The organism is Enterobacter sp. PGRG2, from assembly GCF_030291195.1.
GTDB lineage: Bacteria > Pseudomonadota > Gammaproteobacteria > Enterobacterales > Enterobacteriaceae > Enterobacter_D.
Map to the genome: position 1 here is coordinate 3,533,797 of NZ_CP127837.1, position 12,377 is coordinate 3,546,173.

The 12,377-nt window shown below is 59.2% G+C and carries 8 protein-coding genes; 2 read left to right on the plus strand and 6 right to left on the minus strand.

The genetic code is table 11. The features are described from left to right. Positions 1-103 precede the first annotated feature (103 nt). The gene (locus tag QRD42_RS15840; protein WP_321987590.1) at positions 104-1,624 is read right to left on the minus strand and encodes an aldehyde dehydrogenase family protein; all 1,521 of its coding nucleotides are present in this window, start codon (positions 1,622-1,624) and stop codon (positions 104-106) included. A gap of 260 nt (positions 1,625-1,884) precedes the next feature. Here QRD42_RS15840 and QRD42_RS15845 point away from each other — a divergent pair, with 260 nt between their 5' ends. Next, positions 1,885-2,010, plus strand: a complete 126-nt coding sequence (locus QRD42_RS15845) for a hypothetical protein (protein WP_321987591.1) — start codon at positions 1,885-1,887, stop codon at positions 2,008-2,010. Positions 2,011-2,085: 75 nt separating this feature from the next. Next, entirely contained in the window at positions 2,086-3,588 is a 1,503-nt protein-coding gene (locus QRD42_RS15850; RefSeq protein ID WP_321987592.1) for a sigma-54-dependent Fis family transcriptional regulator, read from the plus strand. 102 nt (positions 3,589-3,690) lie between these two features. Here the strand turns inward: QRD42_RS15850 and pgaD are convergent, their stop codons facing one another. From pgaD to QRD42_RS15875, 5 genes are all read right to left on the minus strand, one after another. After that, positions 3,691-4,140 carry a poly-beta-1,6-N-acetyl-D-glucosamine biosynthesis protein PgaD gene (pgaD, locus tag QRD42_RS15855; RefSeq protein ID WP_072568697.1) on the minus strand — a complete coding sequence of 150 codons (450 nt, stop codon included), beginning with the start codon at positions 4,138-4,140 and terminating at the stop codon, positions 3,691-3,693. Further along, positions 4,137-5,471 carry a poly-beta-1,6-N-acetyl-D-glucosamine synthase gene (gene pgaC, locus QRD42_RS15860; protein ID WP_072568698.1) on the minus strand — a complete coding sequence of 445 codons (1,335 nt, stop codon included), beginning with the start codon at positions 5,469-5,471 and terminating at the stop codon, positions 4,137-4,139. Before pgaC ends, pgaD begins: the two co-directional genes overlap by 4 nt. Then, on the minus strand, positions 5,468-7,483 hold the full coding sequence (pgaB, locus tag QRD42_RS15865; protein ID WP_321987593.1) for a poly-beta-1,6-N-acetyl-D-glucosamine N-deacetylase PgaB: 2,016 nt from the start codon (positions 7,481-7,483) through the stop codon (positions 5,468-5,470). Before pgaB ends, pgaC begins: the two co-directional genes overlap by 4 nt. Before the next feature lie 9 nt (positions 7,484-7,492). After that, the gene (gene pgaA, locus QRD42_RS15870; RefSeq protein ID WP_321987594.1) at positions 7,493-9,955 is read right to left on the minus strand and encodes a poly-beta-1,6 N-acetyl-D-glucosamine export porin PgaA; all 2,463 of its coding nucleotides are present in this window, start codon (positions 9,953-9,955) and stop codon (positions 7,493-7,495) included. 287 nt (positions 9,956-10,242) lie between these two features. Further along, on the minus strand, positions 10,243-11,664 hold the full coding sequence (locus QRD42_RS15875) for a hypothetical protein (protein ID WP_321987595.1): 1,422 nt from the start codon (positions 11,662-11,664) through the stop codon (positions 10,243-10,245). Positions 11,665-12,377 lie beyond the last annotated feature (713 nt).

Sequence of the window (12,377 nt, forward strand, 5' to 3'; positions counted from 1 at the left end):
ACGTTAATGCCGGGTGGCGGCTGCGCCTTACCCGGCCTACATCACCACAATGTTCATCGTTCATGTAGGCCCGGCAAGCGCAGCGCCGCCGGGCATTTCGATTTTAAAACAGGCCCAGCGGCTTTCCGCTGTAGCTGACCAGCAGGTTTTTGATCTGTTGATACTGACTCAGCGCCATTTTGTGCGTTTCACGTCCGACGCCGGAATTTTTATACCCGCCGAAGGCCGCATGCGCCGGATAGAGATGGTAGCAGTTGGTCCACACGCGACCGGCTTTGATCGCCCGTCCCATACGCCACGCGCGGTTAATATCCAGCGTCCACAGCCCCGCCCCCAGCCCGTACTCGGTATCGTTGGCAATGCGCAGTGCTTCTTCTTCATCCTTAAAGGTCGTAATACCCAGCACCGGTCCAAAAATCTCCTCCTGGAAGCAGCGCATGCTGTTATGACCTTTGATCAGCGTCGGCTGGATATAGAAGCCGTTTTGCAGGGTGTCGCCATGATCGATATGCGCCCCGCCGGTGATGATCTCGCCGCCCTCTTCCCGGGCGATCTCAATGTAGGAAAGGATCTTGTCGTACTGCTCGCGGGAGGCCTGCGCGCCGATCATGGTGTCCGTATCAAAGGGATCGCCCTTGCGGATGGTTTCCATGCGAGCGATGACTTTCTCCACAAACTGCGGATAGATCGACTCCTGCACCAGCACGCGCGACGGACAGGTACAGACTTCCCCCTGATTGAAGAAGCCGAGCACCGCGCCCTCAACGGCTTTGTCGATAAACTCCGCGTCGCCGTTCATGATGTCTTCAAAGAAAATATTCGGCGATTTCCCACCCAACTCCACGGTACTGGGAATAATATTTTCCGCCGCACAGGAGAGAATATGCCGCCCGATAGAGGTGGATCCGGTGAAAGCGATTTTCTCGATACGCTTGCTGCGCGCCAGCGGCTCACCCGCTTCGGTACCGAAACCGTGCACCACGTTAAGCACGCCTTTCGGTAGCAGATCGCCAATCAGTTCCATCAGCACGCTGATGCCGAGCGGCGTCTGCTCCGCCGGTTTCAGCACCACGCAGTTGCCCGCCGCCAGCGCCGGGCCGAGTTTCCAGGCTGCCATCAGCAGCGGAAAGTTCCACGGAATGATCTGGCCGACCACGCCGAGCGGTTCATAAATATGGTACGCGACCGTGGTGCTGTCGATTTCCGCCGCGGTGCCCTCCTGGGCGCGGATACAACCGGCAAAATAGCGGAAATGATCCACCGCCAGCGGTAAATCCGCCCCCAGGGTTTCGCGGATCGGTTTGCCATTATCCCAGGTCTCCGTCAGCGCCAGCAGCTCCAGATTTTCCTCAATGCGATCGGCGATCGCCAGCAGCACATTTGCGCGCTCCTGCGCGCTGGTTTTACCCCAGGAGTCGGCGGCGGCATGCGCGGCGTCCAGCGCTTTTTCAATATCCGCCGCGCCCGAACGGGGAAACTGTGCGATCGCTTCACCCGTCACCGGCGTGGTGTTATCGAACCAGCGCCCTTCGACCGGATCGACAAATTCGCCGCCAATATAGTTGCCATAACGTTTTTTAAACGAGACTTTCGCGCCGTTCAGGCCAGGATGAGCGTAGAGCATAAGATGTTCCTCTGTTTTTATAAGTAGGGGTGAGGCGTCTCGCCGGTGGCGGACAATATGGAATAAGCAGTTCTTATGCCAGTTCAGCGGCATAAGAACTGCTGTTTATTTTTTTATTAATTATTAAATACATACGCTTATTCCTTCTCATATCGCCGTGCGCCGATCCAGACACCTGTTGCGGAAGTGTGTTGCACGTCGCTACACGTGAGACACCTTTATGCTACACATTCTTAACATTCCTTTTTCCGGAGTCAGCGATGCCGCAACCCGTACCCTGCCAGGTGGAAGCCTCCTGGCAACGCAGCCTGAATTATGGCCTGCAACGTGACGACGACAGCCAGCCGTGGGTCGCATCCGGACAGCTGAAAGAGGCGCGGGCGTAAAACACCTGGATCAGCCGCCTGGCGGATCCGCTGCTGGCGCGGCTGCATCCGGAACTCGCCAGCCATCCGTCGATTATGGTGCTCTCCGACGCCAGCGGGCTGGTGCTGGAAACGCACGGCAACAGCGATTTTCTGCATAAAGCTCAGCGCTATGCCCTGTCTCCCGGCAATTTGTGGGGCGAGCATGCCCGCGGCACTAACGCCATCGGCACGGCGCTGGCCCTGCAACAGCATTGTGAAGTGTCCGGCGGCGAGCACTACCTCAGCCGTAACGCCGGGCTTTTCTGCTCCGCCTCACCGGTGTTCCGCCCGGACGGACTGGTAGCCGGGGTGCTGGATCTCTCGACGCCCGCCCACGCACCGCGCCCCGATGCGGCGGCCATTGTGCGACGCGCCGTTTGTCAGATCGAACACGCCTGGACCACCAGCGCCGCCGGTACGCAGCGCTGGCTGCTGAGTCTGCATGCAGATGCCGCCCTGCCAGGCAGCGACGGGGAGCTGCTGTTTATCGTTGAGGATAATGTCCTGCTCGGCGCGAATCGCCTGGCAATGAAAGAGTTCGCCCTGCTGCCGGGGCATTTTGGCAGCACCGCCATCAGCACACTGCTGCCGCAGATTGCCCTGACCGGCGGAACCACCCGCACCGTCGCCTGCAACCAGCGTCACTACACCCTGCGCCAGACGCCGCCCGCCCGCCGTTATCCCGGACGCGGCATCGCTGCGCCACAGGCCGTGGTCGATCCGCAAAAAGCCAAAGCGCTGCGCGTACTGAATGCCGGGATCGCCCTGTGCGTGACCGGGGAAACCGGCTGCGGCAAAGAACATCTTAGCCGCGAACTGCACGCCAGCAGTCAGTGGCGCACGGGTCCGTTTGTGGCGATCAACTGCGCCGCTCTGCCGGAAAACCTGATCGAATCCGAGCTGTTCGGTTATGCGCCTGGCGCCTTTACCGGCGCAAGTCCGCGCGGTTACAGCGGTAAGCTGTGCGAGGCCAATGGCGGCGTGCTGTTTCTGGATGAGATCGGCGATATGCCACTGACGCTGCAAACGCGGCTGCTGCGGGTATTGCAGGAGAAAAAAGTCACGCCGCTCGGGGCCAGCACCAGCCGTGACGTGAATTTCGCGCTGATCTGCGCCACGCATCAGGATCTGGTTGCCCGCGTGGCGGCCGGGGCGTTCCGCGAAGATCTGCTCTATCGCATTCAGGAATACCAGCTGCGTATGCCGCCACTACGGGAGTGGCCTGACCGCGACGCTTTTATCCTCAGGCTCTGGCATGATCTCGGCGCAGCAAAACGCCGGTTGACGCTGAGCGAAGCGGTGGTCAGTGAGCTGGCGTCGCGCCCGTGGCCGGGCAACGTACGCCAGTTGCTAAGCCAGCTGCGGGTGCTGATGGCGCTGGCTGACGATGGCGAGCACATTGGGCTTGCCGATCTGCCGGAAAGCACGCCTGCACCCGCTTATAGCGAAGAGCTTGCCATTGCCGAAGCGCAGGGCAACATGAGTCTCGCCGCCCGTAAATTAGGCATCTCGCGCAGTACCCTGTATCGCCGCCGCGAAAAACGTCAGCCGGTTTAACCGGGTCGCATCGCCCGGCGGCGCAGGCTTGCCGGGCCTACAAATGAGCGCTGACCCGCAGGCCGGGTAAGGTGTAGCCGCCACCCGGCATCCCGCACCACGCTACCGCCGAACCTCATACTCCGGCTCGTCCGCCAGCAGTTTTGCCATATACACGCGATCAATCGCCCCGGTATCGTAATGCGCCAGCGTCAGCACCCGCGCTTTGCTCAGCTCCAGCGCCAGCTCAGGCGTGATAGAAAAACTGGCGGCGACTTCGTGCTTTTCCAGCCCCGGACGGCGGCGGCGGCGCTCGACGCGAAAACGGTGCTGATTATATTTCGCCCAGCCAATCAGCACCGCGCCGATCAGTAATGCCACAGCCATATACAGCATCACCGTACCGTAAGTGCTGTAAAAAGGCCGCACACCGCTGTCAGGCGACTCCGCCAGCGCGACCATCAGCCCGGTATAGATCAGATACGAAAAGCCCAGCCAGGCCACCAGCGTCAGCACGGCGTCCATCACCCGCGGGAAGACCCGCTGTTCAGTAAAAATCAGAGGTTCATTCATGATTCAATTCTCCCGATACCGCGATCCGGGCTAACCCAGCGTGCCCTGCTGCGCTTACGCGCCAGCATGACCTTAGGGAAAGCCACCAGGGTGGTAAATAAACTCAACATCCAGTAGACCACCGGGAACCAGATGATCCAGAACAGCGACGCCGCAATGCCCTTTTCGTAACGCCGCTCAATCAGCAAACTGACCATAAACTGCAACAGACACACCACGCCGAGCATCAGCCCGGTAAACGCCGGTGGAAACAGATGTTGAACATGTAAGGAATCCGGCATAGGCAGCACCATGCCGAAGAGGAACAGCAAAATGCTGATCGCATAGGCGAAGGCCCAAATCGTCGATAAGCAAAACTCCAGAAACAGCGGCCACATGCGGCGATATTCCCAGGCCCACAGGCGACGCATGTTGACGATAAACACTTCGGCGCCGCCCTGCGCCCAGCGCAGCCGCTGCTTCCACAGCCCTTTCAGGGTTTCCGGCATCAGGATCCAGCACAGCGCCCGCGGCTCAAAAAATACTGACCAGTGACGCAGTTGCAGCTTCCAGCTGATGTCGATGTCCTCGGTGATCATGTCCGGACTCCAGTAGCCCACTTCCGCCAGCGCCCGGCGGCGGAAAGCGGCGATCACGCCGGAGACGGTAAACACCTGACCGTAGATCCGCTGAGTGCGTTTGATAAGCCCGATGATCGACGTGAACTCCCCCACCTGGACGCGGCCAATCAGCGTGGAGCGGGTACGGATGCGCGGATTGCCCGTCACCGCCCCGACCCGCGGGTAAAGCAGCAACGGCGTCACCAGATAAGCCGCGGCGTCGCGATCCAGCAGCGCATCGCCATCAATACAGACGAGGAAATCGCTGTTTGCCGCCGCCGCGCCCGCCTGTAGCGCCACCGCCTTGCCCTGGTTTTCCGCCAGATGGATCACCCGCAGACGCGGAAACTCTTCCGCCAGCCCATCCAGCACCGCCCCGGTGTTATCTTTCGAACCGTCGTTAATGGCGATCACTTCAATGTTCTGATAGCGCTGCGCCAGCGCCGCTTCGATGGTTTCCCGCGCGTTAAGCCCTTCGTTATAACAGGGGATAAGAATGGAGATCAGCGGGTTGCCCGGCAGTTCCGGCGCGGGCGTCCCTTTCCCCCAGGGCCAGTGCCGCTCGCGGTAGAACCAGAAATACAGCCCACCGCTGATCCACAGCGCGGACATAAACAGCGGCCAGAAAAACACGAAATTGAGGATCACTTCACCCGTGAAAATGGCAGCCACGCCCAGCGGGAAGCTGAACATCAGGCAAAGGATCAGAAACGCGACGATGCGATCGGTCATTTTTGCGGGTACCAGTAAGAGGAAAAGGTGGGGCGTATTGCCGACATTTCAGGGTGATCGTTAATGAAATCGTCGGGGTAATAGCCGTAATTTTTTGCGCCGCTGAGCTTCAGCTGACGCATCCAGTGAGCCAGCTGCTCACCGCTGATATCGGCATGTTCGCCGGTTTTGCGCCAGTCGCGGGCCTGGAGTTCAAAGACGGTTTTATCCAGCGCGCCGGGGATCTGCGCCACGCGGTTAACGAGGCTGTCGAGCCAGGCGTCGTCCTGTCCGGCGGGCACGTTTTCCATCAGCGGCATCGCCATTGGCGCGGTCCAGTCGTACGCGCCGAGGAAATCGTTCAGGTTTTGCGCAAACCAGGCTTCGCTGGCGGGATCGAGCACCGGCATGGCGTAGATATTCCGCGCGGTTTTCACCTGCGGGCCACGGATGGCACGTACGGTTTCCGTCAGCTGTTTCGTGAAGTCGATCAGCGCCCGGCTCTTGAAGCGCGTCCAGCGTTCCATCGTTTGCGGATTGCTGCGGATCTCCGCAATGCTGGCAGGGAATCCGGCGGCCTGATAGGCGCGCATCGCGTCCGGTGACGCATCCTCGAAATCAGTCAGCATGGCGTCATCGTGGAACAAAATGCCGTGGAAGGAGGCGTGCCGGGCCAGATCCTCGTAGATATCCTTAATGCGCTGGCGCGCCACCGGGCTCCAGGGCGACAGCCGCACATAATGCTGACGATCCACCGCCGCCCGGCCGCTCTCCGGCGACCAGGCCTCAACGCGCGGCACCGAGGCATCCAGATCGAAGGCCAGCACCGGCATCCAGGCATAAACGTTCACCCCGCCACGCGTCTGCAACTGCCAGGCGATAAAGTTGAACAGATCGGCGCGCATCGGCAGCCAGCGGTTCGGGAAATAGAGCTCACGGATATTGCCATCGCCCTCGGGATCGGCATACGCCTGTAAAAAGACGTGGGAGATGCGCATGTCGTAAACGCGCTGGATCAGCTTGTCGATGTTCTTACGCTGCTGCACCGGATCCTTGTCATAGACATAATCCAGATCGATATGCATCACGCGCATTGTCTGCTCCTCGCGCACCTGCGCGACCTGGCTGGCAAAGTTGCGCAGCGACGGGTTATCAGAGATCAGAATGCGCGGCACATCGTCGAGACTGGCGGCATTGGCAAGGCCAGGGTTCAGAGTAAAAGCCATCTGATAACCATGCTGGCGCGCCAGTTTCAGCGTCGTGCCGTTGGCTGCGCCGTAAGGCCAGACCCAGGCGCGCGGCGGCTTACCGGTCACCTCGGCGATCTTTTTGGTGACGCGTTCCAGATCGGCATTGATGCGCGCTTCATACTGCGCATCGGTTTCGTACTGACCGGTATTTTTGTCATATAACCGGTTCGCCACCGCCGGTTCTTTACTGCCCTGTGGATTCGCCTGCACGCCGTAGTGCGATGCCCAGGTATGCGCGCCGATTTCCACTAAAGGCGATTTGCTGACTTCGCGCACCATCTCCCAGGTGGCGAACTTATCGCGCGCGGTTTTCAGGCCGCCAAAATCCACCGGCTGACTGGCTGGCGCGTCCACCCAGCTGCCGACGGGCGCCCATAACGCCGGAAATTTATAGCGCTCCAGCAGCGGCCAGACACGGGTATAAAAACTGCTGTAACCGTCATCGAAGGTTAACAGCACCGCTTTTTCCGGCAGGACGATCTTCCCGGCGTGAGCATCCGCTATCTGCTGTACGCTGATCGGGTGATAGCCGTTGTCACGCAGCCAGGCCAGCTGATCGTTCAGCGCGCTGGTGCGCACCGACAGATAGCGCTGATCCGCGGCGTCATCTTCCACATCGTGATACCCCAGAACGAGGAAACTGTTTTTCGGCCAGGCGTGATCCGCATTAAGCGGTACCCGGTCGGCGGGGGGAATATAGCGGGGCGTCTCGGCGCTCCCGCACGCGGTGATCATCAGCAATCCCGCGAAAATGATCCCGGCGTGCAGCCATCGTCTAAACATGAAACGTCCTCAAAACCTGACATTCAAATCAAAAGCGAGGGCAATGTTGCGCTCCCGCTTACCATCGTAGGGACGCTTATCCCAGGTGAGCATCACCCCGGTATCCACCACGTTATTCCATTGCACCCGCTGCCCGTAACCGAACTGCGTTATCGCGCCGCTGGACTGGCCTTTCTGCCAGTAGCGCCCCGCCCCGGCCTGAAACTGCTGTTTCCATACCGTGTCGTAATGGCGATAAATCACATGCTCCGCGCTCAGACCCGGCGCCAGCGAGAAATCCCGCTGCGGGTTGTAATAGGGCACGTCTTCTTTAGTGTTGTGACTGCCGCTCAGCCCCGGCGTGAAATCCAGCGTGAAGCGTGGCGTGGTCCACAGCCGCTCTTTACCGCTCAGGCTGTATTCCAGACGATCGTTGCCATCGGAGAAATGCGCGGCGGACACCGAAACCGAATATTCGCGGCGTTCGTTCTTGTACCAGCGCAGCCACAGATCGCCGCCGTCGGCGCTGACGCCGTTGCGCAGGGCGCGCAGCGGGGTATTGCGCGACAGCCGTTCGGCGGAGCCGCCGATGCGCCAGTTGTCGTTAAAGTCGTGCCATCCGGAAAAACGTGCGCCGATCTTTTGCCCGTCGCCGTAGTTGCGCCCGGAGATCTCCAGTTCCGCCCAGTTATTGCGTGAGGTCCACTCGACGCCTGCGGCAATATCCCGGCTGATGCCCTTCCCTTCTTCGAACTCGCCGGTGGCAAAGTTGAAGCCGGTGAACAAGCGCCAGTTATCGTTGATCGGCGGGCTGTAGAGCGCGGAGTTAAGCGTGAAATCGTGCTGGCCGCTGATCGGGCTGTCGGAGTCGATGCCCTGCCCGCCGCTGATGCGCAGCTCGGCTTTCTCGTGCACATCGATGATGCGTTTGAGCCGCAGACTGGCGGCATCGTCCGGGCTGCGGGCAATAACATCCGCCGTCAGCTCTTTCGCCTGCCGCCACTCCTGTAGTTCCAGCGCAGTCGCGGCCTGCTGACGCTCAAGCGCCAGGTTGCTCGGCTCGATCACTTCCGCCAGCTTCAGTTCCCGTTCCGACTCACGCGGCAGGCCGCGCGCCAGCAGCACCGCGGCGTAGGTAATGCGCAGCGCCTGGTTGCCGGAGCCGGTACGCGCCAGCCTTTCGGCGTGGCTTTCGGCGGCGGGCAGATCGTTGGTGGCGATCTCATATTCGGTCAGCAGCGTCTGCCCTAGCAGCCAGTTATCGTTCGGCTGCGGCGTCGGCGAGCCGTAGATCCGTTTCAGATAAGGGCTGTCTTTGATCAGCTTATCGACCTGCGCTTTGGCTTCTTCAAAATGGTTATTATCAAGACGGGCGTAAAACAGCTCCTGCTCATCGTCGCTGGTCAGCGGCGTCACCGGCAGCGGGCCGCGCGGGAAATAGAGCTGTTCAAGCATGGCTTCGGCTTTATCGGGCTGTTCTTCCGTCAGCCAGGCCGAGGCGATCCAACGCTTCGCATAGTCGGGAACCGGCTTGTCATCGGCGGTGAGCGACTCATATTCACGGATGGCTTCGGCGGTGCGTTTGCGGATCACCAGCGCGCCCAGACGGTCAATACGGGCGCGGCGCAGATCGGCTGCCGCCTGCGGATTATCCTGCCACGCGGCGATCAGCCGGTCGTAGCGGGCCAGCGCTTTATCCGCCACCAGAAAGCGCTCCTCTTCGTTGCGCGTCGGCGTGAACGCGGTGCGTACCGTCTGCGCGGCGGCATCAAGCTCCAGCCTGCGCGCCAGCGCGTCAGGGGTTTTGCTGGCTTCCGAAAGTTCTAACGCCGGTCCGGCAATACGGTTCGCTGACATCGCCGCCAGTAGCGTCGGCTGCACGCTTTTATTCTGCGGATCCAGCGCCTGGGCGCGGCTGGCGGCCAGCAGCGCGTCCCAGTTTTTTCCCTGAGCATGATAAACGTAGGCCAGCACCGCATCGCTCTCCGGCCCCGGCGTGCTTTTTGCCCAGGCGGTGGCCTGGGTGATGGCCTCCTGGTTACGACGGGCGTCCGCCAGCGTCATGATCCAGCCCGCGCGCGCATCTTTGTCGTCCGGCATTTCCCGCAGCACGTTGTCCCATACCGCCAGCGACTCATCCCATTTCTTCTGGTTGCGCAGCGCCCGCGCCACCGCCAGCTGACCACGTGCCGGGATCGCCATGCTGCCCTGATAACGCGACCAGATGGCCAGGGTTTGCGCGTCGTTATCCGACCAGGCCGAGACCTGTAGCCAGTCGGCGACCTGACCCGGCGTCAGACGCGTTTGGGTTTCCTGCTGTTTGAGATAATTGAGTAAGGGCGCACTGTCTCCGCTGCGAGCCTGAATAATCAGTTGATCGTAGACCGGGGTTTCAGCCCAGGCGAAAACCGGAAACAGAATACTTGCTGTAAATAAACAGGTTCCGGGACTAAAGCGCTTTACGCAATTTTCACGTCGTCGAATACTGAACATAACTGTCCTTATATCCTTATACCAGAGATGAGCTTTTCATTAATTTATTGCGGCAATATGACCGGCTTTAATTCAATACACCAGACTTAAAATTCTTCTCAAAAATAAATAAATATCATACTTTAGTCGTATGTAAATTTATTCCAGCATCATCTAAAGCGGGTAAAATAATTATCATGACGCTAATCCAACGTTAGCCTTTATATATAATTACTGCACTACTACATGCGTATTTTTTACATAAAAAAAGCCACGCATTAGCGTGGCTTTTGTAGGAAGGCTGCGAGTTATCTGCCGCTGTGGTGATCCACCCGGAGCTGGTCGACAATCAGCGCGCGGGTGCTGGTTTGCTCATCATCATAAGGCGTGCGGGTTTCTTCAATCAGACGCCCGGCGTTATATTTTTTCACCGTCTCAACATTGTGCTTTTCAGCAGCCTGAGTAACGGATTTCACTTCCCCTTTTTCATTGAATGCCAGCGCCGTTTCAGTGCTGCTTCTGTCATCAATCTGATGATAGCTATAGTTTTGCGACGAGGCTTCAAGTGTTAACGCCAGCGGTACGGTTTTATCAATCGCCTGATGATAACTGGCCTGCAAATGCGCAGTGGTTTTCTGCGTCAGCCTGTCGGCATTTTCGCGTTCTGTGCGCTGAGAAGAGGAATAAGCAAAGCTATCGCGCTCATCTTTACGGAATGGATTTGGTGATTTATCGGCCTGTTTAAAATTCGCAGAATAATCTGCCAGACCGCTTAAATTTTCCTGCACGACATTATCGTTAGTACGCGTAATAATATTAAGGCGATTATCCACTTCATTTGTGCCGTACTGACTGTTCAGCGCCATAAAGCTATTTTTGAACATATCAATAAGGTTTTTATCACCCTGGCCGCGTGCACGGGCGCTGTCGAGCTGACTGGCCCAGCTGGCAAGCGCCTGCTGTTGCTGTCCGTAGCTGCCCACCGTTTCCGGATGCGACAGATCGGTGCTCAGATCGAACGCCACCTTGTCGGTTTGATAACTCATCGCGCGGGCGCTGCTGTCCGCATGGAATTTCAGCGACTGCAGCGAATCGGCATCTTTGCGCACATCCGTTTGCAGATCGACGGCTTTCAGCAGCGTGCTGTCAAAATTCATCAGCCCCTGCAGGTTAAGCGACGGCGTGTCAGCCGACAGGCCATCGAGCGTGCTCTGGAAAGCATCCGCTAAACCGGCGATGGCGGCGGTTTCATCTTCAGTTAATTCACCCCCGGCGGTTTTCAGTTCCACGACCAGGCCGTTCTGGTTGCGCGTCATGCCGAGGCTGACGTTAATACCGGACGCGGTGGTGATATTCAGCGCCACCGCACGATCCGGCTGACGTTCCTGCGCGCCCTGCGTGTCAACCGCCGCCGACAGGGTGATGCCCTGCGGATGATCTTTTAGCCCTTCGAGCAGCGCTTTTCCGAGGCCCTGGAAGGCCTCCGCCTGCGCGCCACGCACGTTAGTGCCGATCAAAATGCTCAGCTGGCTGTGATCAAGCCCTGCGGTATTAACGGTTTTCGCCGGATTCAGGCTGTATACCGCCGGCAGCGTGGTGGTGTTATTCAGCGAGACAATGGCGGATGACTGAACCGCCGCAGCGGTTTTGTTCTGCGTGGCCTGGAGAGGCTGCACGCGCGGCGCCAGCAGGCTGTTGATGGTGGTGGACAATGGTGACCGGACTTGCATGATATTCCCTCATTTCATGACGTTATTCGGTTATCGGCGGGGAATGGTGAAACATTAAGCTTATATATCGAGCACTTGATGCAGATAACATTTGGCAGGGTGCAGGGACAGGTCCAGTGGTAGGTTCAGTGGTAGTGTTCCGTTCACTTTGCGTTTCGTGTCAGGCGTGACGCCGCTGACGGTGAACGTGCTAAGGGGGCCACCGCGGCCCCCTTAGCAATCCCCGCGGCCCCGCAAAGAAACCGGTGCTGCGCACTGCGCTCACCTCCCGACCGTCTGCCCGCGGTCGGCTCGATTCGGCATCCTGCCTCATTTCGCCTCTGGCCGCCATCCATGGCGTCCAGCCCTTGTCATCCGGCCTCCGGTTCGCCGGTTTCAGCGGGGACTCAACCCCTCGCGTTAATTACGATGACGGTTTGTTACGACTGAGTGGCTTTGCGTTTGTCTGAACTTACAGGAAGCTGTGAGTGGTGTTTTTTAGAAATCATGAAGTGTGGGGAGTCCGGCTGAAAATCGCTGAGGCGTTCACTTACGGCCGGGGCAGCCCGCATGGATGCGGGCTGAGGGCGCGACTTGCAGGGACGCTGCATCGCGCCCGACCCGAAGCCGGAAGGGATAAGCCGAAGGGACCGCGAAGCGGCGATTTTCCTGCCGGGAGCCCGGGGGTGCAGGGGGCGGCGGCGACTGGCCGCCCCCTGCGCGCTCTGTGCGCC